This window comes from Ruegeria sp. BC2, assembly GCF_056539245.1.
The window spans coordinates 1,255,598-1,281,116 of the sequence record NZ_JBQFUQ010000001.1 but is presented as its reverse complement, the minus strand read 5'-3'; the positions used below and the strand labels follow the sequence as shown (position 1 = coordinate 1,281,116).

Genomic DNA, 25,519 nt, shown 5'->3' with positions numbered 1-25,519 from the left:
GTCGGATCGGCAACCGACCATACACGGGACGCGAGCGGTTGGGTGCGCCACAAACTTCTGAAATCAGAGGATTTTGGCTCCGGCGGTAGGCGCTAGGGACCAAACTGAGACTTTTTAAAATGCTTTAAAAACAGTTATTTAATAGATTTCATGGTGACTTGTGATGATGAAAAGTGTGTCGTGATAGCCACTCTGTGTGTGTCGTGAGATTTTCAGATTGACCACGGTTTTCAAAAAATACCCCCGCCAAGCCTAAGCTCAGTGGGGGCGGTGCTGGTTGTGGTCTCAGCCGTAGATGTCCTTGTGGGACAGGTTGCGACGACGAAGCTCACGCTGCAGTCGCTCCTCCTCATGGCGAAGAACCGCTCGCTCCTGCAGGTGCTTCAACGTGGTCGCGTTCTGTGTCTGATAATCGGCATACTTCCGTTGCTGCTGGGCGGCCACATCGGCTGCGTCTGGGATGTTCGAGATGGTGTTCTGTGCGGGCTGCTTGACGTTCACCTTGGAGGTGTCGGTGTTCGGGTCACCGTCTGCGATGTTGAACTTGTAGATAGTCATGTTGTGGACCTTGGGTTGCTGGTGGAGGTGCCCCCTCCCATTGCTACGGGAAGGGGTCGTGTCGGCGCAGGTTTAGCCTTGAGAGAAGTTGATGATCTTCTGCTTCACGGCCACGTCCCAAGCGACAGATGCGCCGTTGATGTTTACACGGATGCGTCCGTTGCTATCGGTCTCATGACCATATCCCGCATTGTCGAGCATGCTGCGGACACGGTCGCCCTCGTAGCGGTCCATCTGTGGAAGGTAGGCCTCTGCCATGGTCTGCAGACCCTCGGTCTTATGGTGGACGAAGAAGTTCCGAGCGGCCTCCATCATGTTTGCCTGCAACTTCGGATTGTCGCCGATGAAGGCCGTGAATGCCTGTTCATCTTCGATACCGGCGTCAGCCATGTAGTTGGAGGCGGCGTCATAGGCTCCCTGCCAAACCGAGGCTACCTGAGCAGTCATCTCCTCTGGCTCGACACGGGCCATGGACGCCATTCGCTCGATGGTGCCCTTGTCCAAGTCGCCATGGTGCAGGACGCTGTCCACAGTCTTGAACAGGTCACCGGGGTTCTGGGTGGACATCAGTTCCTTCATAGTCGCATCACCAGCTTCCCCGAATGTCACCCCTGTGGTCTCATCCTCAGTCTTCTCTTGGGTCTCCCCGATCTTGGTCTGTGCCTGTGCCTTGGCTGCAGCCGCCGGGTCTTTCAGTGTCGCTTTGGCTTGCACGTCCGAAAAGGTGCCATCGGCGTTGCGTTTCACGAGGCCCATATTGGCGGCCACGTTGAGGGAGAACTCAATGCTCCCGAACTTGACTAAGTCATTTCCGTTTGGGGTGCGGTTCATGATCGGGCCACCCGAGGTTGTCCGAGCGGTCGCCATCAGTCCGCCGTTTGCGTCATCATTGGCGGTCATCTGGACTTCGGTCGAGCGATTAGCCTCAACAGGGCCACTACCGGTGACCTCCATGTTGTTCGTGTGGCCGACGGTCGTGGAGATACCCTTGGCCAAGTGGTTGTCGATTGTGTTGCTTGTCGATTTGGCTTCGGTGCCTGCGGCTGCAATCCATGCAGTCATTCTTCAGTTTCCTTTGGTTTGAGAGTTGGTGGTGACGGCGGTGTTTTCAGTGACCGCCAAAGTCTGGATGGTTGAGGGTGCATTCGAGGCCTTCGGCCATGAGGGCGGCCAAAACTTCCGACCGGGATATTTCCTTGCCGGTGGCTATGAGGTGGCGCGTTTGCAGCAACTCAATAATGGCAAGCTGTTCGATACGGAGGCGGGTCGTTGCCCACCGTGGTCGATCATCCCATGGGGTCTTGCGGGCGGCGTTTGTCGCGCCTTCCTCGGCTGTCATGAACTCCATGGGCTTGACCAGCGTGAACAGCTTTTTTCGAAGATGCCGGGTCCATCGGGTGCGGTTGCGCTCACCTACTGCGGCAGCTTTTGTCTTCGCGGGCCGGATATATGCGGTGTTCATGCTGCAGTTCTCCGAAGGTGCTGCGGTTGAGGCCCTTTGAGAAAGGCTCGTTTTAGGAGCACTGGAATGAAACAGAGGGTGTCCCCCCGGTAGACTTCGAGAAGGCCCTCAAAACCGGGATTTTCGTCACGGAGAATGGCAGCCATGCGGGCGACCAATGGGCCGTCACCGACAAGCTCATGACCCTGCGATGATCGCGCCCGAGGGATGTTGCGGTATTCAGATTTGTTGCGGTGGACCCGGACAGAGTCGAGGGTGATGCGGATGGCTTCCGTCATGATGTTTTCCTTCTGTGGAAATAGAAAAGCCCCCGCCGGTGGTCCGACAGGGGCGCGATTGGTTGCGATTTGTTGCCGCGAATAATGGCGGGTCGAAGATCATGAGCGACATGATCATTTCTGCTGATTGGGGTTGCACCTTGAAGGGATACTGATGGTTGCCTGAGACAATCAGGTTTAAGATCAGGTCACCCTTTCAGGACCGGGCTGCGCCCTTGAAGACCCATAGCGGCTATTGCCGCGATCAAGATGGACTTGAGGTGATGATGTGACCGTGGCGAAGCCATCGGCAAAGGGTCTTGCGGCGATAGCCGACTTGTAGATTTCCGATTGGGTTCCGTTTCAGGGTTGCCCAGAGTATCTGGGTGACCCAATCCAATCGTCTTCAGGTGCCACCGTTAGTTCCTGACGGCTTATGCCGCCATGACGATATTTTCACCCTGAAGATGATCTTTAAGTTTCCCCTTTATAGTGGTGGAGGGACGATTAGCCGTCGCCTTTCGGTTCGACCAAGGACAAGGCCGCCCCTTCAAACTGCCATCTTCATAAAGCGGAGGAGCATCAGGGCCATAATATTCCGCCGGGAAGGCCAACATGCTGGCGCAGGCTAGAACAGTCTTCGGGTTCAAGACTTCGAATGACCTTTGCCCGTAGACCTCTTGGCAGTAGTGGTCGAGGACGTGAGCAATGTGGAGGCGTCCAGTTCCATCATCGCGGGTCCAGCATTTCAAAAGCTGCCTTGTTGAGACCAGACGACGAAGTTCTGCCACCCGACGAGCCTCCGTGATCAGACGCTCAAGGAACTCTGAGCGATAAGCCGGGGCGGTTTCATAGAAGGCGTGAGAGAGACTCTTGCAGCGGCCTTGACGGGCTTCCTGAATACGCTTGGCGTCCGGGCTTTCTGCGGTCGTTCTGGGGCCACGGTTGCTGTTGCGGGTCGCGGCCTTGGCGCATGCCTTCTGGCAATACATCTGATTCTTCCTTCTGGGGTGAAATTCTGCGGCGCATTGAGGGCATAGCAACGGGACCGCGCTGGCTGGGCCAGACGGGTGGATTAGGGATGTCATTTCAGGGGTTCCTTAGTGTTGAGCGGGGCAGTCAGTTGGTCTGTGACAAATTGGGAAAAGCATTGTTCGCACCCCTCTGAGGACGTGTGTCCGCAAGAAAATGACCCCGCCTCCGCATAGAGATACAACGGAAGCAGGGCCGATCAGCGCACCACCAAGTGCAACCGAAGTGAACACGTTACGTTATGGCGAAAAGGGGAAGGCTGTCGCTATGCCAGTTCGGCAGTCGCCAGACGATGGCTTCCTATGTGCTATGCGTCGGGCTATTCAAAATTGCCATAAAATTAAGGGCATGAGGCACCGGCTCAGGCCACCATCAAGGCGTTCCTCAGGCTCACTCTGCAGCAGCTTCCTTATCTCTATGCTGTGGGCTTCTTAGATCGCCATAAAAATAGGGGGTATCAGGGCCACCGTCATGCTCACCCTACAGCGGCTTCCTATTTATCTCAGGTGTGTGTTTTTGATTTCTAAAATTAAGTCAATTGTTTGCGGGGCGTTCTTGAGGTCACCAGCAGGCTCACCCAGAGGCACCCTGAGGCGTCGGCTTCTTAGGGCGAGTATGTGGTCTGGGCTTTCGAGGCAGCCCCATGGTCCCCGTGGCGGGCACCGAGAGGGCACCTGCAGGGTCAACTGAACAAGTGCTTTGAGGTGGTCTCAGGTCTCCGTGGTCGTGGCGATGACACACAGAGGACACACACGGCCAGAGCCGGGACGGTTTCTTATCTCTTGTTTGAGGGTTATTGACCCAAGGTGCTCGCGAAGGTGTCTTATCTCTCAGTTGCAGGCTAATCGCGAGACTGTGGAAGCGATGGACCGTCGTTCACGACCCGGCCTCCTCAAGAATGCGGTAGACACTGGAGCGGCCAATGCCGACCTCACGAGCAATTGCTGTTCCCCCGAGTCCCTCCCGGTGCAACCTCAAGACCTCATCGGCCTTGGCCTTTGCCGTTGGCTTTCTGCCGGTATACTTCCCCGCTGCCTTGGCCTTGGCGATACCCTCCCGCTGGCGTTCCAGCATGATGGACCGCTCGAACTCTGCCACGCTGCCCATGATGGACAGCATCAGTTTGCCCGTCGCGGTCCCCGTGTCGATGTTCATGGAGAGAATGCGAAGGTTGGCCCCCTTGGCCTCTATGGTCCCCAAGACCTCCATCAGGTGCGCCACGGAGCGGGCCAGACGGTCCAACTTGGTGACCACCAGCGTGTCACCCTCACGGAGGAACTCAAGGGCCTCTGAGAGCTTCTCACGGTTGGTCATATCCACTGATGACACTTGTTCCTGAAAGACCTTCTCGACGCCTTCCTTGGCGAGATCACGAAGCTGGGCTTCAAGGCCTGCCTTTTGGTCAACTGTGGAGGTGCGGGCGTATCCAATCAACATGGCCTGATGTCCTTCTGTGCCAATAGGGTCTAAGACCTTTTGGGCTTGCTGTCCCAAAGCTGCAAGGCAATTCTTTTGGGACACTCAACTGTCTCACTCTCATGGTGTCCCAAAAGGCTTGGTCAGTGGGACAGTCAGGACAGGCCATGCTTTCTGGCAATGCGATGATTGGTGCATGTGATCGAAGACCAAGGCAGGTGAAGCGTGAACTCCCCCGGTCCCTCACGGTTTAGCCCAAAGCGCACGTCTGGTTCGCGCTGGGCGAGGACGGAAAGGGCACGGTAGGAGAAGTCGAAGATGATCATGGCGGGGTCCTCGTGATTGCGTATTTAGCTTGATGCGGAACTCATCAAAGCCTCCGGCCACTCTAGTTAGTTGCGCCGAGACAGAGCTTCAAGCTTTTGTTTTTTATGCATTTATGGAGCATTCCCGTTTGTGGAGCTAATTCCGAGGCCACCCCCCACCTCAAGGGGGGAAACGCGCACAGCCTCTTTATATCTTGGGGTGTCAGATTTTTGCGGTCAAAAAATTTCGAATTTCGATCTTCGATGCGAATTTGCTGGTTGCCTGCTATTCGTTCATTCCTGCTGCAGGTCGGGGACGAAAATCTGCTTCAACGGTATCAGAGCGCGATAGCGGGGCGATAACTTCGCGTAGTGTTCGAAGATCAAGTCCACAAATTGTTCGCCATTGATCAGACGCAGCTTGGCGCGGTTGCGTTCCAATTCTACGGCACCTCTGGCAAATGAGCCAAGGTTGATGAACAGACCATATTCACCGTCACCTAGAGTTCCCAAAAGCTGGTCCACATCGGGGCGGGGCGTCTGGCCTGTTGTCCGCTTGCATTGCACCTTCACGATGGGTGGTTGGAAGCCCAGCGGGTCCATATGGGCGATGACATCCACGCCACCGTCGCCTGACTTCGGTGTGACGCGGGCGGTGTAGCCCATGCACTCCAGAAGGTGCGCGATGAATTCTTCGAACTGATGTCCCGAGAGTTCGGTCATCAGGCGTTTGATGATGAAATCGCTGGTGCTGGCCTCAGCTTGTATGGCGGCTGAGACCGTTGCGGTGTCGTCATCGGCAATTTCGTCTTGCTGGTCTGCAAGGGCCTCTGCAGGTGTCGTGATGCGGACCGGGGCTGCGAGATTAATCTTCGCCAAAAACTCGTTCGCATAGCGACGGACGCGAAACATGGTCAGGAAAGAGCCGATTTCGTGCAGCGCGGCTTGGCTGAATTCGTCGCGTGGAACGTGCTTGAGCCATTCGACCTTTTGCCGTGTCGGGTATTCGTCAGGGTCGCCTTCGACGTAAACGGCTTCGCCCGTGAACCGCCCGATATTCACCATGCGGTCCGCTTTCGACGGATACACAACAATGTCTCCCGCTTGGATTTCATGAAGGAACTTGAACATGGACCCAGCATCAACCGGCACAGCACCCGCCTTCTTGTCGGGGTAGGCCGCAATCAATGCCGCTTTGAATGCTTCGCGGTCGGGGGCAATTTTGGTCAGGTCGCCAATAGCGGGCCAACCGATAGCGACATAGCCGCCTTCGATGGGGCGGTCTCCGACATGTGCGCCCATGTGGACACCCCAAACAGTCAGATCAGACATTGGCTTTGCCTTTCGCTTTGGGCTTGGACGCCTTTTTGGTCTCGGACTTCGCCCGCTCTTGGTTCAGCTTGAACAGGCGGGCCAGGATTTCGTCTTCGGTCAGCACACCCGTGCGCCAGTCGTCGCCCCAGCCGTAGGCTTCTGCCACCGCTTCGTCCAACGCCTTGTGGGCGTGGTCAAGCCATGCGGGGCGGGCGTTGTAGAGGTTCGTCAGGGTGCGTTTTTTGAGTTCCTTGGCGGCGGCGTCGTTCTTGGGAAGGATGCGCTCAGGGTAGCCGGGAACCACCTCTGGCACGCGGTCCACCAGATCGGTGGGGTTGAGCCAGTTTTCCCGCAACTCGTTCAGGCGCTGGGCGGCGGCGGCGATTTTGATGGCGCGGGGGTCATCGGCATACTCGTCGGCGGGGATGTTGGGGGTGAGACCTTCAGGGAAGGGGAAGGTTTCGAATGTGGTGGACGGTGTGTAGCGGGGGCGGTCCTCAAGTGAGGTGCCCATGCGCAGCGCCCAAAGTTCATGGAATTTGGAGTGCAGGATGCCAAATGTCGTGTCGTCTTCGCGGGCAAACGTGTCCAGCAGGTTTGAGCAAAACGTGCAGCTATCAACCCATGTGAAGACGCGATACTTTGATGTAACTGGAGTTACGATATAGCGCTTCAGCGCCGCCCGTTTTTCGTCGAAAGCAATTCTCACCCAGCCGTGCCGCCACCAATATCTGCGATGTATTTCGCGCTTCATTGTTTCGCGCCCGGGTTTGACGAGCGTCACAACATGCTGGAAAGGGGCTTCAAAGAGGGCGGCTTCCTGTTCGTCCATCTTGGACCCAAAGTCGATGATCCAATTATCTGCTGGCCTCCTTACAACATCCATAGCATTCCGATACGGACGCAAAACCTCTGCGTTCGATTGTCCGTTAGGGTTCATTGGGGCAAGTAGTAGCTCGCGTGCATCTTGTCCTGAAAGGTCAAAGTCCCCGTATTTTTGACCACCTTCGAAGCAAACACTCCTGTTCTCAGTCAGCCGCAGGCTTTGGGTTAGATCGTATTCGGAGAACGTGAGGTCAGAATTGATCTGAAGTCTAATTTCTCCATCAAGTTTTTTTTGTTCCGCCACTTTGGCGAAGCATATCAGCGAAACTCTGACGGCTGCACCATCTACTGTCCAAGGTTCGTCAGACCAAGCCTCGAAAATTGTTCCGGTCTCAAGGATTCTCTTGAGGGTAGAGCGACTAGCGCCGCCACGAATAGAGTTGGTGGCAACCAATCCAGCTTTATTGATTGCACCCGAGTTGATTTTGTCAGTTGCTTTGGCGAACCAATAGCAAACTAAGTCAGCAAACGGTTCTACACTATCGCTGTATGCAGTTCTCAAGTTTTCGGTATATTCTTCACCGAGCTTTGAAATTAGTCTCTTGCCGCCCAAAAAAGGCGGGTTCCCTACAACCACATCCGCGTTCGGCCAATCCGCCTGCGTCCCGTCCGGATTCAGCACCGCGTCTCTGTTCTCAATCGTCTTGAGGGACCGTAAGATCGGGTTCTTCGCCGCCTCGAACCCGTTGCGGCGCATCCATTGGATTTCCCCAATCCAGACCGACACGCGGGCCAGTTCCGCTGCATAGGCGCTGAGTTCGATGCCCAGCACCACCTCGGGGCCAATTTGCGGAAACCCTCGGGGAAGGCCTAGCGCCTCGGCCTCAAGGTTCACCCGGTGTTCGATGTTCTTGAGTTCCAGAAGCGCGATGTAGAGGAAGTTGCCAGAGCCACAGGCCGGGTCCAGCACACGGAACGCCTTAAGCCGGTCCAGAAACGCTTGGTGCAGCGCCTCGGCCTTGTCCAGTGCGCGGGTCACGGCGGCTTTCTGGGACGTGCTGAGAAGTTTGTCCTTGGTCGCCTTGGGGGTTTTGTCGATCAGGTTTTCGATCTGGGATTTGACCTCGGCCCATTCGGCCAGAAGCGGTTCCACAATCACCGGGTTCACGATCTGCATAATCTTGTCGCGGTCGGTGTAATGCGCCCCCAACTGGCTGCGCTTGGCAGGGTCCAGCCCGCGTTCGAACAGGGTGCCAAGGATGGAGGGGTCAATGTCGGACCAGTCCAGATGCGCGGCGCGAATGAGGTCGTCGAGGTCTTCCCATTCAAGCGGCAACACGTCGTCATTGTCGAACAGGCCACCATTGAACCAATCGACCTGTTCAAAGCCTACCATGCCGCCATCCTTCATCGCACCGAACAGCGCCTTGGCGTGGATGGCAAAGGTTTCGGGTTTGGGTCGTGCCGCCTTGATCATACGTTCGAACATCTTGTTCGGCAGAAGCTCCACATCCTCGGCAAACATGCAGAACACCAGACGGTTAACGAAATGCGCCACCTCTTGCGGGTCGTGACCGCGTTCCCGCAGACGCTGGGCGAGGTTGGCAAAGTTCTGCGCCGCCTGTTCCGTGACCAGTTGGCGGGTCTTGGTGGGTTTGAAGACCTCGGGATTGAGGAAGGCGTTGCGCAGCTTGTCGCGGTTGGCGGCGTCCTTGAGGTCGTCCAGTGTCAGGGTGTGCACCTGCTGCACCGTGTTGGTCCAGTTGGTGTGGATGCGTATCACATCCATGTCCGACACGATCAGAAGCGGCGGGTTTTCCAGCGCGATGGCGTATTGCAAGAGTTGGTCAAACGCCTTGTCCAGATTGGCGCGCTTGCCTTTGTATTCCCACGCAAAGCAGTCCTTGCGCCAGACATCCGCCCAGCCTTCGCCGCCACTGGTCTTGGACGCGCCTTTCTCGAAGGTGAACCATTCGCCCTTTTGGTCTGCGGTTGTCGGGTCTTCGATGTCCAGAAGGCGGCACAGGTCAATGAAATGCGATTGGGATGCTGACCGTTCCTTGAGTTCGGTGTTGCGCCATTTCGTGATGAAGTCTTGGGGCGTCATGGAAGGTCCGGGAGAATGAATGAAATTCGGAGTATCAGCGTTGGTTTGGCAGGCCGATACGATTTGTTTACCAAAAGGCGCTTGAGGGAGAACAACATGGTGCCAGAATCTTAGTCAAAAGCAAACCCAGCTAATATCCCTCGTTTCATTTTAATATATTCTGGTTTCCCGCTGTTTAGATCCGATATTAGAGCATCACGAGTCAACGTTCTTATTCGTTCGTTTGGCTCATTTGCAATTGTCTCTAGTGTATCTGCCAGAACCTTCAAGTGATCACATCGATCCTCAATTAACTCAACTCGATTAAGTTCAAGTTCTCGCTCGGTGAGTCTGCCTATTGGAGTGCGTCCTCTTATAAACTCAGCAACGAAAAAAAAGTGATCATCAACATCGTCGGAGTAGGGGTCAACCACATCTTCCAAGGTGGATTTCTTTCCATTGCATTTTTGACAAGCAAAGGTCAGATTTTCCCATTCGAAGGTTAGCTCAGGTTTGATTGACTTTGGTGTGATATGTTCAATATCTCCGTAAGCAACAACTGTAACCTTCGACTCACAGTAAGCACACTTGCCCTTCGTTTCTGATTTTAACTGTTCCTTAATATCAGCATGATTATATTTGCTCTTTCGACGTTTTATCTCATCAGCATTACCTGAGGCGATTGCAGCGAGTAGCTCAGTTGTCCATCTTTCTTTATGTCTGGCAAGTGGTGCCGGTTCAGGTAGCTTTTCTAGCTTGATCACTTCAGTAACCTATTGATCGCCTGAGGAAAAAAATCTGACAGACCTGCCTCGGCAAGATCAAAACGAAGCTTGCGCATCGCGACTTCATCTATTTCTTCTTTCTGAAAACTATCAACGATAGCAGCTAGCTCATCTTCGGCCCAAATGGGCATTGTTACTGAGACACCCAGAATTTCATTTAGAACGCTGCTTGCCGTTCCTACGCTTTTCTCAAAGCCAACAGGCCTAGACTTAACGGCTGCTTTCTTGCTGACGTCGCCATCTTCGTTTGCTATGGTTTCATGCCAAAGAGCATAGATTGAGGAGTCCTTTACAGAACCAATTATGAAAGGAGAATGGGTAGCAACTACGTATTGCACGTCGGGGAATGCCTCAACCAAGCGAGCCAAGAATTCTCGTTGGAGCGAGGGGTGAAGATGATTTTCTGGCTCATCAATTAAAACTACACTCCGACCACTCACGCTCTTTGAATAAAGAAAAATTTGCCAGGAAGTCTGAATAAGAGACATCAATCCGCCTGAGGCACCGTCGATGGGAAAATCTCCAGTATCCGTTTCTACGATAACCTCTGCTGATCGAACATTGAGTTTTTTGAATTTGATTTCCTTTGGGAGAACTCGACGCAGCGTATTTTGAAAGTCTCTGAATAGCCCCTGAAGCTCAGGGACTGCAGTGACGTCTTCGTTTGAACTTCCATGGAGCGCAAATGAAATCAAAGTTTGCTTCAGTGGTGAAAGTGGATTTGTTATTTGATTTGCTCCACGGCGTATCATGTTGCCGGCTTCATAGCTTGTCGCGCTTTGACGATAAAACTCGAAGGCATCTTTTGGAGATATGCCGCCTACTGGGATGTCACTTACTCGTTGATATTTTGGAATCGGTCTATGTGAGCTTATCTTGAACCCATCAACTTGTTTGTGGTCCGAGAACTGAAGTTGATATTGTATTTGATTTGGGGGTGGGTAGGAGATAGTTACTGCCTCACTACCATCTTCAAATTTGATTTTTCCAATTGGAGGTTGGTTTCCTTCGGCTTCCCCTTTGATAGCTTTACGTAGGCTTGAAAAGAGGCTGCTTATTGAGAAGACAGTTCTTTTTGTTTGTTTATCTTCTTCCGGTGTTGCGAGATATTGATCTGGCTGCCCGCCAACCAGTTTTGCCTCCAGTATTGATAAGATAGTGCTTTTTCCCGAGCCATTCGCGCCAGTAAGAATAGTTAGCCTTGGATGGAAGTTGATATAAATGGAATTGAATTGCCTCCATTTGTTTAGCTCAATGTGAGAAATAACTGCTTTCGTATTATCCATCTTTGAGAATAGCTCGTGGCTCAGTTGGTGTCTATTGGTTGCCTGATTGAGTGGCGTGAGGCTTCAGAGAGACAGTGGACGCACGACCTATGCGTGTCAACGCTCAGTGTGGCTCTCTGAGGTAAAGGGGGCGTCAAACAACGAGAGACCTACCCAGTAAGCGAAACATCACTTGTTTGGCGCGTCCTTATCATTTGCCAAGCGTGCTTAGAAGTGAGACCCATTCTGCACACATCTTGGGACATAGAGGACTTAGCGCCTCTTAAAAACCTCTGAGAAACAGGACGTTGGTCGGTTGGGTGAAAGGTAAGTTAGCCTCAGAGACCGGCCCTTTCCGCCCACTTGTGGAACTCTCTTAGCCTCGCCGCGCGACCCCCGTAAGTATTTTCTGAGATGTCCTGATTGGCATGCCCGAGGAAACCTTTACGAACCTCGACCGGCGCACCTGCTTCACGCAGCATATCGCTTACTCTGTGTCTCAACCCGTGTGTGGCGAAACGATTGCTGTCTGGGAGGTCTTTGGTCTCTGCCTTGATGGCATCTATGAGCATCACAGAGGCTGCGTCATTGCCGCGAGGACGGCCATAACGAGGGAAGATAGGTCCGCCTGCCGGGGCAGCCTCAAGGGCTTCCTGAGCGGCTCTCAGCGCGTCTCCTACGAGCGGCACAGTGCGGACGCTCGACGCGGTCTTAATGCGTCTGATCGAATTTGGTCGAACATGCAGATAGGGGGTTTCTCCCTCGTTCACGATGTCTTCTTTGGTCAGTCCCACGGCCTCGTTGAGGCGCAACCCGGTGCCCTTGAGCAACTGCCAGATCAACACAAGCTCACGGATGTTGCCGCGCTTGAGCCGGTCTTCAACGCGCAACACGAGGTCATCGGGCAGGGGCAGCCGACGTTCCACCGCTTGGGTGTCTTCCTCGGGCCACGGCAGGGCTGCGAACTGGTTCTTGGCGAGAATGTCCATTTCCTTGATGGCATGGTTGATCACCGCCACCAAGATGTTGGTCTCCTTCTTGGCTGACCCGAGTGAGAGTGGGGAGCCGTCGGCCTTCTTCGCTTTGATGATGTAGTTGAAGTAGCGCCGCCTGTGTTCCACCGTCATGTCTTCAAGGGGAAGATTATCGGGTTCGCCGATAGATGACTTGAGGCGACCCTCAATTCGCTTGAGGTCATTGTCCTTCTTGCTGCTTTCCTCGACCTGCTTGTCCTGACGGTAGAGCTTGAAGGCATCCCCGAGGGTGGGCCTTGGGGCGGGTGCTGAGGGGTTGAGGAGAGCCTTGGTGACCAGAGGGTCAGGCTTGGTCTTCATCGTCTCGAAGATCAACCGACCAGTCTCTGGGTCTGCCGGGTCGAGGCCGGTTACCCCTTCACGCAAGCCTGTCGCGGTCATTAGGGCGTCGTGCCACTTTTATTGTGTGGTTCGGCTGTCGCGGCCTTCATCCTCCAAACGCACGCGAGTTTCTCTCACGATGCGTTCAAACTCGTTCATGATGGCATGGTATTCTCTATGGAAGGCAAGCCCCTCCGTGTTGCGAACATGCACCTGAAGGAAATTCTCACCCAGAGCTTCAGCCACATCTTTAGGGAAGCGGCGGCGAAAACGAAGCACCCCGTTCGGACGCTTGTCGATGTGCTTGATCTTCGTTTGCAGGGCCATCTGTGTGTCCTCTTGTGTGTTCTCATGTGTGTCGTGGAGAACAGCAAACCCCCCAAAATACAAGGAAATAAGGGGTTTAAGAGGAAGAATTGGCTCCGGCGGTAGGGATCGAACCTACGACCAATTGATTAACAGTCAACTGCTCTACCGCTGAGCTACGCCGGAACTGAGGCGCATATAGCAATCCGGTTTTTCGGCGTCCAGAGGGGAAAAGCACCGAGGGCGAATTTTTTGTGCGTTCAGGAAATGCGATGAAAACTGGTCTGCACCGATAGGGCGCCTTGGGGGGCGACGCGGTCTTTTCCGGTCAGGTCCACCAGATGGGCAAACACGTTGCGCTCGGCCGCTGGAAGCAGGGCAGGCGGGGTTTCGACATAGATCCGCCGGGCCAGATCCCGGGCTGTGCCCGGGCGCTCGGCCAGCGCGTCGAGGATTTGTGCCTCACGTTCCAGCCGGTGGCGGATCAACCAGTCAAGCCGACCCGAGGGGTCTGTGATCGGCGCGCCGTGCCCAGCATGGAAGACGGACCAGTCGCGGGCGCGTAGCCGGTGGCAGGCTTTCATGAAGTCTGTCAGATCGCCATCCGGAGGCGAAACCAGCGAACTGGCCCAGCCCATCACGTGATCTGCGGTGAAACACACGTCTCCCCAGGCCAGCGCGATGTGATTGCCCAGATGACCCGGCGTGTGAATGACCTCAAGGCTCCATCCGTCCCCCTCGATCCTGTCGCCGCCCGCCAACTCGACGTCCGGGCGGAATTCCCTGTCGATTCCCTCGCCGCCGCCGGCGAGGCCTTGCTCGGCCAGTTGAGACATGATTGCGCTGCGCCCTGCCTGTGGCCCGCCAAAGGCGTAGATCGGAGCACCTGTCCGCTCTGACAGCGGGGCAGCCAGCGGCGAATGGTCTAGATGGCTGTGGGTGACCACGATATGGCTGATCTTTTGCCCGGGCTGCAGCGCATCCAGAATGGCTTGCATGTGACTGTCGCTCAACGGTCCGGGGTCGATTACGGCAAGGTCGCTGGTGCCCAGGAGGTATGTATTTGTCCCCAGATAGGTCATCGGCGACGGGTTCGGGGCCAGCAAGAGCCTGAGGCCCGGCTGCAGGGCGACAGGGATCCCCGGTTTCGGGTTGAAATCGTCTGCTGGCAGCATCTTGGCCTCTTTCTCTTGGCGGAGCAGCCCGCTAGGTTTAGCGCATGTCCTCGCGCTGGCTCAAATCCTATTTGCCCCGCAGCTTGTATGCCCGGGCGGCCCTGATTCTGGTGCTGCCGGTGATCGTGGTTCTGTTGGTGGTGTCGGTGGCATTCGTGCGTGAACACCTCGAGGATGTGACCGGTCAGATGACCCGCGCGGCGTCGCGCGAAGTGCGGCTGGTTCTGGAAGATATTCAGGGTGCCGAAACCCAACAGCAGGCGCTGGCCGCGGTGCGCCCGGATCTAAGGGTGCTGGACATGCAGGCCCGCTTTCTGGGGATCAACGAAACGCCGACGATTGAACCGCGACGCTGGTATGATTTCATCGCGCCGCAGATCGACGCTGATCTTCGAGAGCTGCTGCCGAACCTCGTAGCGGTATCGTTGCCGGACAGTCAGGTCGCGACTTTGTTCTTGAACACCCATCTGGGTGTTTTGGAGCTTGGCTTTGATCGCCGGCGTCTGTCGACGGTCGCTCCGCACCAGTTGATCGTCACGATGCTGTTCTTTGCGGTGATCATGACCTCGATTTCGTTCTTGTACATGCGCAATCAGTTGCGGCCGATCACTCGGCTGGCCGACGCGGCGCAGGCTTTTGGTCGCGGTCGGGTCGTGCCGTTCACCCCCGGAGGGGCCGTCGAGGTGCGGGCCGCTGGCAGCGCGTTTCTTGACATGCGTGCCCGGATCGAGCGGCAGATCGAGCAGCGGACATTGATGCTGTCGGGTGTCAGCCATGACCTGCGAACGCCTCTGACCCGGCTCAAGCTTGGCCTGTCGATGTTGCCCGAGGAAGATGCCAAGCCGCTGCTTCAGGACGTGAACGAAATGCAGTCACTCCTGGATGCCTTCCTTGATTTCTCGCGTGGCGCGTCCGAGGGCGAGCAGGTCGAGGTGCGTCCGGATGAGCTTTTGCGCTTGATCGTGGATGATGCGCAACGGGCCGGACAAAGCGTCGAGTTGCTGCCGCCCGAAGGGCAGGGCGCAGTGATGCTGCGTCCGACTGCGATCCGCCGCGCCGTGGAAAACCTGATCGGCAACGCGGTGCGCTACGGGTCGCACGCGATGGTCAGCATGACCCTGACTGACAAATCGCTGCGCATTCGGGTTGAGGATGATGGCCCCGGCATCCCGCCCGAGCAGCGGACCGAGGCGGTGAAGCCGTTCAGCCGGTTGGACCCGTCGCGGAACCAGAATCAGGGCAGCGGGGTTGGCCTCGGGCTGGCGATCGTTGCAGATATCGCTCGTGTCCACGGCGGTGTTATGCGCCTGGGACAAAGCGAACGCTTGGGCGGTTTGTGCGCAGACATCATCATCGGGCGGTAATTTCGGCCGTATATGGTAGGCCCGGAGGGACTCGAACCCCCAACCAAAGCGTTATGAGCGCTCTGCTCTAACCAATTGAGCTACAGGCCCGCCCGACCGCTTGCGTACCACGCAGAACAGCCGCGTCAAGCCTGACCGTTGCAACGCGGCGCACAATCGACTAACCCGCGCTGAAAGCATTCATGAGGGAACGGCCATGACAGCGGGCAAGAACGGCATCACCTATGCAGATGCGGGTGTGGACATCGATGCGGGCAATGCCCTGGTTGACCGGATCAAGCCCGCCGCCAAGCGTACGAACCGCCCCGGCGTCATGAGCGGCCTTGGCGGGTTCGGCGCGCTGTTCGACCTGAAAGGGGCAGGGTATTCCGACCCGATCCTGGTGGGCGCAACCGATGGCGTGGGCACCAAACTGCGGATCGCTATCGACACCGGCGTGGTCGATGGCGTGGGCATCGACCTGGTGGCCATGTGCGTGAACGACCTGATCTGCCAGGGGGCCGAGCCGCTGTTCTTCCTGGACTATTTCGCAACTGGCAAGCTGGACACCGACACCGCAGCGCGGATCATCGAGGGCATCGCCGAGGGCTGTGTCCGCTCGGGATGTGCCTTGATCGGGGGTGAGACCGCCGAAATGCCGGGGATGTACCCCGATGGCGATTTCGACCTGGCCGGGTTTGCCGTCGGCGCGATGGAGCGCGGCAGCGATCTGCCCGCCGGTGTGCAGGCCGGGAATGTTCTGCTGGGGCTGGCCTCGGACGGGGTGCATTCCAATGGCTACTCACTGGTGCGCAAGCTGGTCGAGATCTCGGGACTGGGATGGGATGCGGATTCACCGTTCTGTGACGGGCCTTTGGGAGAGGCGCTCCTGACGCCCACGCGGCTCTACGTCAAACCCGCCCTGGCCGCGATCCGGGCCGGTGGCGTCAATGCGCTGGCGCATATCACCGGCGGCGGGCTGACCGAGAACCTGCCCCGCGTGCTGCCCGATGATCTGGGGGCTCAGATCGACCTGACCGCCTGGGATCTGCCGCCGGTGTTCCGCTGGATGGCGGAAACCGGGGGCATCGCCGAGTCGGAAATGCTCAAGACTTTCAACTGCGGGATCGGCATGATCGTCGTCTGCGCCGCCGACCGCGCCGATGATCTGACCGCTGCACTTTCTGATGCCGGTGAGACCGTCGCTCGCATTGGGACAGTTACCGAAGAGGCGGGCGTCAGCTACGCAGGCAAGCTGCTGTGAGCCACAAGCGCGTCGCCATCCTGATTTCCGGGGGCGGGTCGAACATGGTGTCGCTGGTCGACAGCATGACCGGCGACCACCCGGCGCGCCCCTGTCTGGTTTTGTCGAACAATGCTGATGCGGGCGGCTTGGCCAAGGCGGCGGATCGCGGGATTGCCACAGCCGTGGTCGATCACCGACCGTTCGGCGGTGACCGCGCCGCATTTGAGGCCGAGCTGTGCAAGCCGCTGCTCGAGGCGCAGCCAGACATCGTCTGCCTGGCGGGGTTCATGCGCGTGCTGACTGGCGATTTCGTGTCCCGCTTTCAGGGGCGGATGCTGAATATCCACCCCTCGCTGCTGCCCAAATACAAAGGGTTGAACACCCACGCCCGCGCCATAGCCGCCGGAGATGCAGAACATGGCTGCACCGTCCACGAGGTCACCGCGGCGTTGGATGATGGCCCGATCCTGGGTCAGGCCCGAGTTCCGGTCGAACCCGGCGACACCCCGGATTCGCTTGCTCGGAAGGTGCTGGCCTGGGAACACAAGCTGTATCCGGCGGTTCTGGAGCGCTTTGCCCGTGGCGATCGCGCACCGGTGTTACTCCCCTGATCTTGCGCCAGAGATTTACATGAGCGGCCAATTCGGCCTATTGTCTGGCCAAGCGCTCGGGGCAGAAGAAACCAACGGGCAATGACCAGAGCAAGAGCAAGATTAGCAAGCGCATGAAGACCCTCAAAACCACGCGAGAGTTGGCTGACTTCTGCAAGGCTGCCGCCCAACACCCCTATGTGACCGTCGATACCGAATTCCTGCGCGAGCGGACCTACTACTCCAAGTTATGTCTGGTCCAGTTGGCCGTGCCCTCTGAAGACGAGGACAGCGCGGTATTGGTCGATCCGCTGGCAGAAGGACTGTCGCTTGAGCCGCTTTACGAATTGTTCCAGAACGAAAACGTCGTCAAAGTTTTCCATGCCGCCCGCCAGGACCTTGAGATTTTCTGGGTGGAAGCCGGTATTTTCCCCAAGCCGCTATTCGACACGCAGGTCGCTGCAATGGTTTGTGGTTTCGGGGAACAGGTTGGCTATGAAACGCTGGTTCGCAAAATCTGCAAACAGGGTCTGGACAAGACCTCGCGGTTTACTGATTGGTCGCGGCGCCCGCTGAGCGAGGCCCAGCAGACCTATGCGCTGGCGGACGTGACGCATCTGCGCAAAATCTATGAACATCTGGCCGCCGAGCTGGAGAAGTCCAAGCGCAGCCATTGGGTAGCGGAGGAGTTGCGCGTTCTGACCGATCCGGCAACCTATGACATCCGCCCCGAAGAGGCATGGCGGCGGGTCAAGACCCGAACCAACTCGGCCAAGTTCCTTGCGGTGGTGCGGGAGCTTGCCCGGTTCCGTGAGGAATATGCCCAGCAGAACAACGTGCCACGCAGCCGTGTATTCAAGGATGATGCGCTGGTCGAACTGGCGTCGACCAAACCACGCACGCATGCTGATCTGGGCAGCTCGCGTTTGCTGCTGCGCGAAGCGCGCAAAGGTGCCATCGCCGACGGTATTCTGGCCGCCGTTCAGGCCGGTGTGAATTGCCCGCCTGAGGATCTTCCGCGGGTGGACAACAGCCGGGACAAGATCAAGGTGAACCCCGCGCTGGCTGACCTGCTGCGGGTATTGCTGAAGTCAAAGACGGAAACCGCAGGGGTCGCGGCCAAGCTCATCGCGACCAGCTCGGAGCTGGATCAGATCGCGGCTGGGGACCGTGACGTTGCTGCGATGTCCGGCTGGCGGTTCGAGGTTTTTGGCGAGGACGCGCTCAAACTCTGCAGAGGCGAGATTGCCTTGGCAGCGAAGGGACAAACTGTTCAGGTCGTCCCCCTGTAAGATCGATTTCAGCGCCGACGCGATTCCAGGGCGTTCTGCTGACCAACCACGCGGATCAGACGAATGCCTTCAAGGTCCTGACGGCTGACATTGACCGCATCGGTCACTTCACGCGTACGTTCGGGCCCCTGCGCAGTAGCATAGGTCGGGTAGTTCACGCGGAAAACGAACTCCATAACGCCGTTCTTCCGGTTTTCCTCGGATTCGACGAAGGTGAGCTTTGCGTCATAGGCGCCCTGGCGGAAGGCGGTGCCTTGCGCGACAACGATTGCCCCCGAGGCGTTCGGTTCGATCCGCAGCTCGGTGATGGTGGTGATCGGTACGCTGGTATCTTCGGGTTCAGGGCGCGCGAACAGTCCCCGGCCCGAGCTTTGCTTCGGCACCAGCGCATCTGCGTCGCTGGCCGATGTCTCAACCGGGGCAGGGGTGCTGTTCCCGAACCAGTTCGACGGGTTTGCCCGGGAATCGCGCCAGCGGCTGCAGGCGGACAGGGTCAACAGGACGACAAGAAGGACGGAAACAGTTTTTTGCATGGACCCAAAGCTTTGCAAGGTATTACCCGCACTGGGTTAGCCTACTTTCGGTCGTTTGAAAAGCCGCCCATGGGGGTGGACACCGGACATCGAGCGACTTAGGTCAGAACCAGAACCGCAACCAGAGGACCCACGTTCATGGCCACGCCTGCCTTTGAGGAGATTGTCGAGGATTTCGAGTTCCTTGAGGACTGGGAAGACCGGTACCGCCACGTGATCGAGCAGGGCAAGGCGATGGAGCCGCTGGATGACGCCTTGAAGGTGCCGGCAACCAAAGTCCATGGCTGCGCCAGTCAGGTCTGGCTTCATCCGGTGATCGAAGATGGTGTTTTTCGGTTTGACGGCGACAGCGACGCGCTGATCGTGCGCGGTCTGATCGCTGTATTGCGTTCGCTTTACAACGGTTTGCCCGTTGCCGAAGTGGAGAAGGTCGACGCCGCGGCCGAGCTTGCCCGATTGGGGTTGAATGAACATCTGTCGGCCCAGCGGTCGAACGGTGTGCGTGCGATGATCGACCGAATCCGAGACGTAGCGCGCGAAAACGCCTGAGCCGGTTTCGCCATTCGGGGGCCAATCAGGAAGAATTGGGGCGTGCGTCGGCCCAGTCTTTCAGCGTGGTCTCGAGATCGCCATATCCGGTAAAACGGCGTTCGAACTCCAGCCCCATCCGATCGGCGCATTCCTGTGCCCGACGGGTCAGTTCGGGGTCATCTGTCTGCGCTTGGTAGATCAGCTTGGTGTAATTTCCGAAATACATGTCGCGCAGTTCCGGGTGCCGATCCAGCCCCAGCGGTTTCCAGACGAACGCATCAAATTGTCTGGCCAGAAAGTCGGTCAGGTAAAAGGCCGTAGTCTCATCGTCGCCGCGTTCGGCGAATTTGTCGTTACCTTCGAAGAAGGAATAACAGTGCGGTCCCCGCACCATTTCGACACCCAGTCGTTTACAGGCCTGCTCCAACAGTCCGCCGGTCCCGCAATCGGCATAGACGACAAAAATCCGGTCATACTGGTCGTGATGCTTGGCGACGGCATCCTCGACGGCCTGAGTGATCCGTTCGGGATAGACATGCAGGATGGCAGGCAAGCACGTCAGAGCAAGGTGGTCCCAGCCGTTGCGTGTTTTCAGGTCCAGAATCTCGCGCGCCAACGCGCCGCAGGCGATCAACAGGATGCTTTGCTGTGCATCCATCTCGTCAAAGCCCTTTTCCGTCAGGCGTTTGTCGTCAGGCATGTCGTGCTGCGGCATGTTTCGCCTCCGCAAGGTTCCAATGTCAAATGACTGCGAAAAAGCCCCGGATGCAAGTTCGCGGCCTTTGGATTCACACGCTCGGCTCCTGAGTTTCGAGCTCGTTGTGATGCCACGGCCCGGAAATGAAAAAGCCGCCCGGACAGGCGGCTTTGACAAAACAAGGCGTGCAGGATCAACCCGCCAGTTGGTTGTGCTTGCGCGAGACGAACTCCTTGGCGGTTTCGACCGCAACCGCCGCGTCCCGGCAATAGGCGTCAGCGCCGATCGCCTTGCCGAACTCTTCGTTCAGCGGGGCGCCGCCGACCAGCACGATGTAATCGTCACGCTTGCCCTGTTCGACCAACGTGTCGATGACCACTTTCATGTACGGCATGGTCGTCGTCAGCAGGGCCGACATGCCAAGAATATCAGGCTGCTCGGTTTCAAGCGCTTCCAGGTAGTTTTCGACCGGATTGTTGATGCCGATATCGACAACCTCGAAACCGGCGCCTTCCATCATCATCGAGACGAGGTTCTTGCCGATGTCGTGGATGTCGCCCTTGACGGTGCCGATCACCATCTTGCCAACGCGCGGAGCGCCGGTTTCCGCCAGCAGAGGCTTGAGGATGGCCATGCCGCCCTTCATCGCGTTGGCGGCCAGCAGAACTTCGGGCACGAACAGGATGCCGTCGCGGAAATCCTGGCCGACGATAGTCATGCCGCCGACAAGCGCCTTGGTCAGAATGTCATAAGGTGCCCATCCACGTTCCAGCAGGATGTTCACGCCTTCTTCGATCTCTTCCTTCAGACCATCGTAGAGGTCATCAAACATCTGTTCGACGAGTTCGTCGTCGTTGAGTTCCGACAGGACGATGTCTTCTTCATCGGACATGGGTCATTTCCCTGAGCTGGCGGGCCTTGCGCCCTTGGTGGCTGTTTTTCCCGTTTTGGCCATTTCGCCGCAGTTAGACTGTGACGATTGCGACCTCGGCGGTTCCGAGACCGACCTATAGGTGAAAATCTTGCCGCGCTCGACGCCAAATTTCACATGATCTTTCTGAGCGGTATTCATGGGTTCTGTGCTTGAGACAAGGCCGGCAACTGTGATGGCAGACTTGCCGCGGAAACCCGCAGATGCTAGGAATTACAGGAACAAAGAGGGAACACGTATGCCATTGCGTCACACTATTTCCGGGCGAGGTGCCGTATCGAACGACGCTGGTCGGTACGAGGCGTATGCGCACGAAGCGGTCGATGACGGCTGGGAGGATCCCGAGCCTCTGCCTCCCTTGCGAACCTCGGTTCGGGACGAGGTCGCGAAGTCTCTGATCACCTACAACAAGTCACCGGATCTGCCATTTGACCGGTCGATCAACCCGTATCGCGGGTGCGAACACGGTTGCGTCTACTGCTTTGCCCGACCCACCCATGCATATCTCGGTCTATCTGCCGGGTTGGATTTCGAGACGCGTCTGATCGCACGTCCGAACGCGCCGGATGTGCTTGCGCGCGAGCTTTCGTCCGCGCGGTACAAGGTGGCGCCGATTGCGCTGGGTACAAATACGGACCCGTATCAGCCGATCGAAAAAACACGTTCGATCACAAGGGCTTGCCTGGAGGTTCTGAGAGATTTCAACCACCCGGTTGCGATCGTGACCAAGGGCGCTTTGATCGAACGGGATATCGACATTCTCGCGCCCATGGCCGCCCTCGGGCTGGTCCGCGTCGGCATCTCGCTGACCACGTTGGATTCTGGCCTGTCGCGGCGGATGGAACCGCGTGCCCCTGCGCTAAAACGTCGGCTGCGCACGATCCGAAAGTTGACCGAGGCCGGGATTCCCGTGCGCGTCATGACGTCCCCGATCATTCCAGGACTGACCGATCACGAGCTTGAAGCGCTGTTGGAGGCGGGCCGCGACGCCGGCGCGGATGCGGCCAGTTGGATCATGCTACGGTTGCCCCGCGAAGTCTCGCAACTGTGGCAGGAGTGGTTGTCCGAACACGAGCCTGGTCGCGCCGAAAAGGTCATGGCGCGGTTGCGCGAAATGCACGGGGGCAGGGACTACGACCCGCGGTGGGGGCATCGGATGCGCGGCGAGGGAGTCTACGCCGAAATGGTCGCCAAGCGGTTCAAGTCTGCGATTGCGCGACTTGGCTTGGCGACCACAACTCCCAAACTGCGTTGCGACCTCTTTGCACGGCCTGCGCGGGCCGGGGATCAATTGTCACTGTTCCAATAAGAAAAGACCCCGCTCGATGGCGGGGCCTTTTGTCTGTCTCAGCGGTTTTCGATGTCGACGTAGTCGCGCAGAGTTTCGCCCAGGTACAGCTGGCGCGGGCGGCCAATCTTGTTCTGAGGATCGGCGATCATTTCTTTCCACTGGCTGACCCAGCCAACGGTGCGCGACAGCGCGAAGATCGGGGTGAACATCGAGGTCGGGAAACCCATCGCCTCGAGAATGATGCCCGAGTAGAAATCGACGTTCGGGAACAGCTTCTTGTCGACGAAATACGGATCTTCCAGTGCTTGTTTCTCAAGCGCCTTGGCGACCTGCAGTTTCGGGTTGTTCTCGATGCCCAGCAAGTCCAGAACCTCATCGGCCGACTGCTTCATCACTTTGGCGCGCGGGTCAAAGTTCTTGTACACGCGGTGACCAAAGCCCATCAGGCGGAACGGATCGTTCTTGTCCTTGGCGCGTTCGATGAACTCGGGGATGCGGTCGACGCTGCCGATCTCTTCCAGCATCTCGAGGCAGGCCTGGTTGGCGCCGCCGTGCGCCGGGCCCCAGAGGCAGGCGATACCGGCCGCGATGCAGGCGAACGGGTTCGCGCCCGACGACGAAGCCAGACGCACGGTCGAGGTCGAGGCGTTCTGCTCGTGATCGGCGTGCAGGGTGAAAATCCGGTCCATGGCGCGGCTGAGGATCGGGTTGACGACGTAGTCCTCGGCCGGAACGGCGAAGCACATGTACAGGAAGTTCGACGCGTAGTCCAAGTCATTGCGCGGGTAGATGAACGGCTGACCGATCGAGTATTTGTATGCCATCGCCGCAATTGTCGGCATTTTGGCGATCAGGCGGTGCGTCGCGATTTCGCGCTGGCGCTCGTCGCCCACGTCAGTCGAGTCGTGATAGAAAGCCGACATGGCTCCGACCACGCCCACCATCGTAGCCATCGGATGCGCGTCGCGGCGGAAGCCACGGAAGAAATAGTGCATCTGCTCGTGGATCATGGTGTGGCGGGTGATGGTCGTTTCGAACTCTTCCAGTTCGTCGGCCTTGGGCAGGTATCCGTACAGCAGCAGGAAGCACACTTCGAGGAAGTGCGATTTCTCGGCCAGTTGGTCGATCGGATAGCCACGGTGCAGCAATTCGCCCTTTTCACCGTCGATATAGGTGATGGTGCTGTCGCAGCTTGCGGTCGAAGTGAAGCCCGGGTCGTAGGTGAACACGCCGGCCTGACCGTAGAGCTTGCGGATGTCGACTACGTCGGGTCCGGCCGTTGGCGAATGAACCGGCAACTCATAGGTTTTTCCGTGGACGGTCAGAGTCGCTGTCTTGTTGCTCTCGGTCATGTTTTCCCTTCCTCAATCATACGAATGCCGGCTCGCTGACCGACAAAACGGGCGGTGATCGCGCAAGTCTGCGCGAGTCAGGTCGTAGCGGAGCAGCGTTACCCGAATGTGAAGTCAGGACTGTGCCGCTGCATCAGAAATCCGTGCAATGGTCTCATCCCGACCCAGCACGAGCATCATGTCAAAAACCGAAGGTGTGACGGCCCGACCCGCCAACGCAGCCCTGAGGGGGCCAGCCAGCTTGCCGAACTTCAACCCGTTTGCCTCGGCAAACGAATTGAGGGTCTCCTCCAGTTCGTTCCGGGTCCAGCTAGCATTTTGCAGCTGCGGCGTCAATTGATCCAGTATACCGTCGGATACAGAACTCAGCGCCTTTTCTGCCTTCTCATCGCGCTCGATCGGTCGCGAAGTCAGTGCAAAATGCGCCTTTTCAAGGAGTTCCGGAAATGTACGCGCCCGATCCTTGAGGCAATACATCGCACGTTCCAAATCACCCGATTGTGTTTCTGTCAGCGCAGGCAGGCCAGCGGCGTCCAGATATTCTTCGATTTCTTGCCGCAATGCAGCATCATCGGATATGGCGATGTGCTGTCCGCACAAGTTCTCGAGCTTTTTCAGATCGAACCGCGCCGGGCTTTTCCCGATTCCGTTCAGGTCGAACCATTCCTTGGCCTGTTCATCGGTAAAGAACTCGTCGTCCCCGTGGCTCCAGCCCAGGCGCGCCAGATAGTTTCGCATACCGGCGGCAGGATAGCCCATGGCCTGATACTCCTGCGCGCCCAATGCGCCGTGCCGCTTGCTGAGTTTCTTTCCGTCAGGGCCGTGGATCAGCGGGATGTGCGCCCAGACCGGAACTTTCCAGCCCATGGCTTCATAGATCATCATCTGCCGCGCCGCGTTGTTCAGGTGGTCGTCGCCACGAATGACATGCGTCACACCCATGTCGTGGTCATCAACGACCACCGCCAGCATATAGACCGGTGTGCCGTCCGAACGCAGGAGGACCATGTCGTCCAGCTGATCGTTTCGGATGGTTACGTCACCTTGGACCTTGTCGCGGATGACGGTTGTGCCATCCTGCGGAGCCTTGATCCGCACAACGAAGGGGCGGTCGGGGTGTGTGCTGGGGTCGGCGTCGCGCCACGGGCTGCGGAACAGGGTCGACTTGCCCTCGGCCCGGGCCTGTTCACGAAAGGCCGCGATTTCTTCCTGGGTCGCAAAGCACTTGTATGCTTTGCCTTCTGCCAGCAGCTGATGCGCGACTTCGGCGTGACGAGCTGCGCCCTCGAACTGGCTGATGACATCTCCGTCGTGGTCGAGCCCGAGCCAGCTCATGCCCTTGAGGATAGCCTCGGTCGCTTCGGGCGTTGACCGTTCGCGGTCCGTGTCTTCGATCCGCAGCAGGAACTTTCCGCCTCGACCACGGGCGTAAAGCCAATTGAACAGCGCAGTACGGGCTCCGCCAATGTGCAGATAGCCGGTGGGCGAGGGTGCAAATCGGGTGACGACCTGATCGGACATTATAGTGATTAACCTTTTGGTAACCGCGTTGAGCGTAGAGTCGAGCCTGTC

General features: G+C 57.5%; 25 protein-coding genes and 2 tRNA genes. 6 read left to right on the top strand and 21 right to left on the bottom strand.

From position 1 onward, the window contains the following. Positions 1–285: 285 nt before the first annotated feature. From ACR0CU_RS06305 to ACR0CU_RS06235, 15 genes are all read right to left on the bottom strand, one after another. Positions 286–558, bottom strand: coding sequence for a hypothetical protein (locus ACR0CU_RS06305; protein ID WP_170446270.1), 273 nt, complete (start codon positions 556–558; stop codon positions 286–288). A 72-nt stretch (positions 559–630) separates the two neighbouring features. Continuing rightward, positions 631–1,620 carry a hypothetical protein gene (locus ACR0CU_RS06300; protein WP_170446268.1) on the bottom strand — a complete coding sequence of 330 codons (990 nt, stop codon included), beginning with the start codon at positions 1,618–1,620 and terminating at the stop codon, positions 631–633. A gap of 46 nt (positions 1,621–1,666) precedes the next feature. Continuing rightward, a complete protein-coding gene (locus ACR0CU_RS06295; RefSeq protein WP_170446266.1) occupies positions 1,667–2,020 on the bottom strand; it encodes a hypothetical protein in 354 nt (117 codons plus the stop codon). Further along, entirely contained in the window at positions 2,017–2,298 is a 282-nt protein-coding gene (locus tag ACR0CU_RS06290) for a hypothetical protein (protein WP_170446264.1), read from the bottom strand. The genes ACR0CU_RS06295 and ACR0CU_RS06290 overlap by 4 nt, the downstream gene beginning before the upstream one ends. 413 nt (positions 2,299–2,711) lie before the next feature. Next, positions 2,712–3,269 (bottom strand): hypothetical protein, encoded by a 558-nt coding sequence (locus tag ACR0CU_RS06285; RefSeq protein WP_170446262.1) that lies wholly within the window; start codon positions 3,267–3,269, stop codon positions 2,712–2,714. Between the two features lie 916 nt (positions 3,270–4,185). Continuing rightward, positions 4,186–4,746 (bottom strand): recombinase family protein, encoded by a 561-nt coding sequence (locus ACR0CU_RS06280; protein ID WP_170446260.1) that lies wholly within the window; start codon positions 4,744–4,746, stop codon positions 4,186–4,188. Between the two features lie 134 nt (positions 4,747–4,880). Next, positions 4,881–5,051 carry a hypothetical protein gene (locus tag ACR0CU_RS06275; protein WP_170446258.1) on the bottom strand — a complete coding sequence of 57 codons (171 nt, stop codon included), beginning with the start codon at positions 5,049–5,051 and terminating at the stop codon, positions 4,881–4,883. Positions 5,052–5,324: 273 nt separating this feature from the next. Continuing rightward, on the bottom strand, positions 5,325–6,332 hold the full coding sequence (locus tag ACR0CU_RS06270) for a restriction endonuclease (protein ID WP_217356784.1): 1,008 nt from the start codon (positions 6,330–6,332) through the stop codon (positions 5,325–5,327). Between the two features lie 22 nt (positions 6,333–6,354). Further along, the gene (locus ACR0CU_RS06265; protein ID WP_254437551.1) at positions 6,355–9,009 is read right to left on the bottom strand and encodes a class I SAM-dependent DNA methyltransferase; all 2,655 of its coding nucleotides are present in this window, start codon (positions 9,007–9,009) and stop codon (positions 6,355–6,357) included. 377 nt (positions 9,010–9,386) lie between these two features. Continuing rightward, a complete protein-coding gene (locus tag ACR0CU_RS06260) occupies positions 9,387–10,019 on the bottom strand; it encodes an HNH endonuclease (protein ID WP_170446252.1) in 633 nt (210 codons plus the stop codon). Beyond that, positions 10,016–11,326, bottom strand: coding sequence for an AAA family ATPase (locus ACR0CU_RS06255; RefSeq protein ID WP_170446250.1), 1,311 nt, complete (start codon positions 11,324–11,326; stop codon positions 10,016–10,018). The genes ACR0CU_RS06260 and ACR0CU_RS06255 overlap by 4 nt, the downstream gene beginning before the upstream one ends. Positions 11,327–11,643: 317 nt before the next feature. Then, on the bottom strand, positions 11,644–12,720 hold the full coding sequence (locus ACR0CU_RS06250) for a site-specific integrase (RefSeq protein WP_170446247.1): 1,077 nt from the start codon (positions 12,718–12,720) through the stop codon (positions 11,644–11,646). Positions 12,721–12,738: 18 nt separating this feature from the next. Continuing rightward, the gene (locus ACR0CU_RS06245) at positions 12,739–12,987 is read right to left on the bottom strand and encodes a hypothetical protein (RefSeq protein ID WP_170446244.1); all 249 of its coding nucleotides are present in this window, start codon (positions 12,985–12,987) and stop codon (positions 12,739–12,741) included. Between the two features lie 90 nt (positions 12,988–13,077). Continuing rightward, positions 13,078–13,152, bottom strand: a tRNA-Asn gene (locus ACR0CU_RS06240). Between the two features lie 74 nt (positions 13,153–13,226). Beyond that, entirely contained in the window at positions 13,227–14,141 is a 915-nt protein-coding gene (locus tag ACR0CU_RS06235; protein WP_170446241.1) for an MBL fold metallo-hydrolase, read from the bottom strand. A gap of 44 nt (positions 14,142–14,185) precedes the next feature. On the opposite strand from ACR0CU_RS06235, the gene ACR0CU_RS06230 reads away from it, so the two are divergent. After that, complete coding sequence (locus tag ACR0CU_RS06230; RefSeq protein ID WP_170446237.1) at positions 14,186–15,505, top strand: ATP-binding protein; 1,320 nt, start codon at positions 14,186–14,188, stop codon at positions 15,503–15,505. Positions 15,506–15,518: 13 nt separating this feature from the next. On the opposite strand, the gene ACR0CU_RS06225 is transcribed toward ACR0CU_RS06230, so the two are convergent. Further along, positions 15,519–15,595, bottom strand: a tRNA-Ile gene (locus ACR0CU_RS06225). A 106-nt stretch (positions 15,596–15,701) separates the two neighbouring features. On the opposite strand from ACR0CU_RS06225, the gene purM reads away from it, so the two are divergent. From purM to rnd, 3 genes are all read left to right on the top strand, one after another. Then, complete coding sequence (gene purM / locus ACR0CU_RS06220) at positions 15,702–16,748, top strand: phosphoribosylformylglycinamidine cyclo-ligase (protein ID WP_170446234.1); 1,047 nt, start codon at positions 15,702–15,704, stop codon at positions 16,746–16,748. Beyond that, positions 16,745–17,341 carry a phosphoribosylglycinamide formyltransferase gene (gene purN / locus ACR0CU_RS06215; RefSeq protein WP_093962193.1) on the top strand — a complete coding sequence of 199 codons (597 nt, stop codon included), beginning with the start codon at positions 16,745–16,747 and terminating at the stop codon, positions 17,339–17,341. Before purM ends, purN begins: the two co-directional genes overlap by 4 nt. A gap of 113 nt (positions 17,342–17,454) precedes the next feature. Beyond that, positions 17,455–18,612, top strand: coding sequence for a ribonuclease D (gene rnd, locus ACR0CU_RS06210; protein ID WP_170367186.1), 1,158 nt, complete (start codon positions 17,455–17,457; stop codon positions 18,610–18,612). An 8-nt stretch (positions 18,613–18,620) separates the two neighbouring features. Here the strand turns inward: rnd and ACR0CU_RS06205 are convergent, their stop codons facing one another. Further along, entirely contained in the window at positions 18,621–19,145 is a 525-nt protein-coding gene (locus tag ACR0CU_RS06205; RefSeq protein ID WP_170446232.1) for a hypothetical protein, read from the bottom strand. A gap of 138 nt (positions 19,146–19,283) precedes the next feature. Between ACR0CU_RS06205 and ACR0CU_RS06200 the strand changes: the two genes are divergently transcribed. Then, the gene (locus tag ACR0CU_RS06200; protein ID WP_170373320.1) at positions 19,284–19,694 is read left to right on the top strand and encodes a SufE family protein; all 411 of its coding nucleotides are present in this window, start codon (positions 19,284–19,286) and stop codon (positions 19,692–19,694) included. Positions 19,695–19,719: 25 nt separating this feature from the next. On the opposite strand, the gene ACR0CU_RS06195 is transcribed toward ACR0CU_RS06200, so the two are convergent. Both ACR0CU_RS06195 and ACR0CU_RS06190 read right to left on the bottom strand, forming a co-directional pair. After that, the gene (locus ACR0CU_RS06195; protein WP_170446229.1) at positions 19,720–20,391 is read right to left on the bottom strand and encodes a DUF1638 domain-containing protein; all 672 of its coding nucleotides are present in this window, start codon (positions 20,389–20,391) and stop codon (positions 19,720–19,722) included. 175 nt (positions 20,392–20,566) lie between these two features. Then, the gene (locus ACR0CU_RS06190) at positions 20,567–21,265 is read right to left on the bottom strand and encodes a corrinoid protein (RefSeq protein ID WP_093962188.1); all 699 of its coding nucleotides are present in this window, start codon (positions 21,263–21,265) and stop codon (positions 20,567–20,569) included. 277 nt (positions 21,266–21,542) lie between these two features. Between ACR0CU_RS06190 and ACR0CU_RS06185 the strand changes: the two genes are divergently transcribed. Continuing rightward, the gene (locus ACR0CU_RS06185) at positions 21,543–22,613 is read left to right on the top strand and encodes a PA0069 family radical SAM protein (protein WP_170446226.1); all 1,071 of its coding nucleotides are present in this window, start codon (positions 21,543–21,545) and stop codon (positions 22,611–22,613) included. 38 nt (positions 22,614–22,651) lie between these two features. On the opposite strand, the gene gltA is transcribed toward ACR0CU_RS06185, so the two are convergent. Continuing rightward, complete coding sequence (gene gltA, locus ACR0CU_RS06180) at positions 22,652–23,947, bottom strand: citrate synthase (RefSeq protein WP_170338439.1); 1,296 nt, start codon at positions 23,945–23,947, stop codon at positions 22,652–22,654. Positions 23,948–24,061: 114 nt separating this feature from the next. Continuing rightward, complete coding sequence (gene gltX, locus ACR0CU_RS06175; protein ID WP_170446224.1) at positions 24,062–25,468, bottom strand: glutamate--tRNA ligase; 1,407 nt, start codon at positions 25,466–25,468, stop codon at positions 24,062–24,064. Positions 25,469–25,519: the final 51 nt, after the last annotated feature.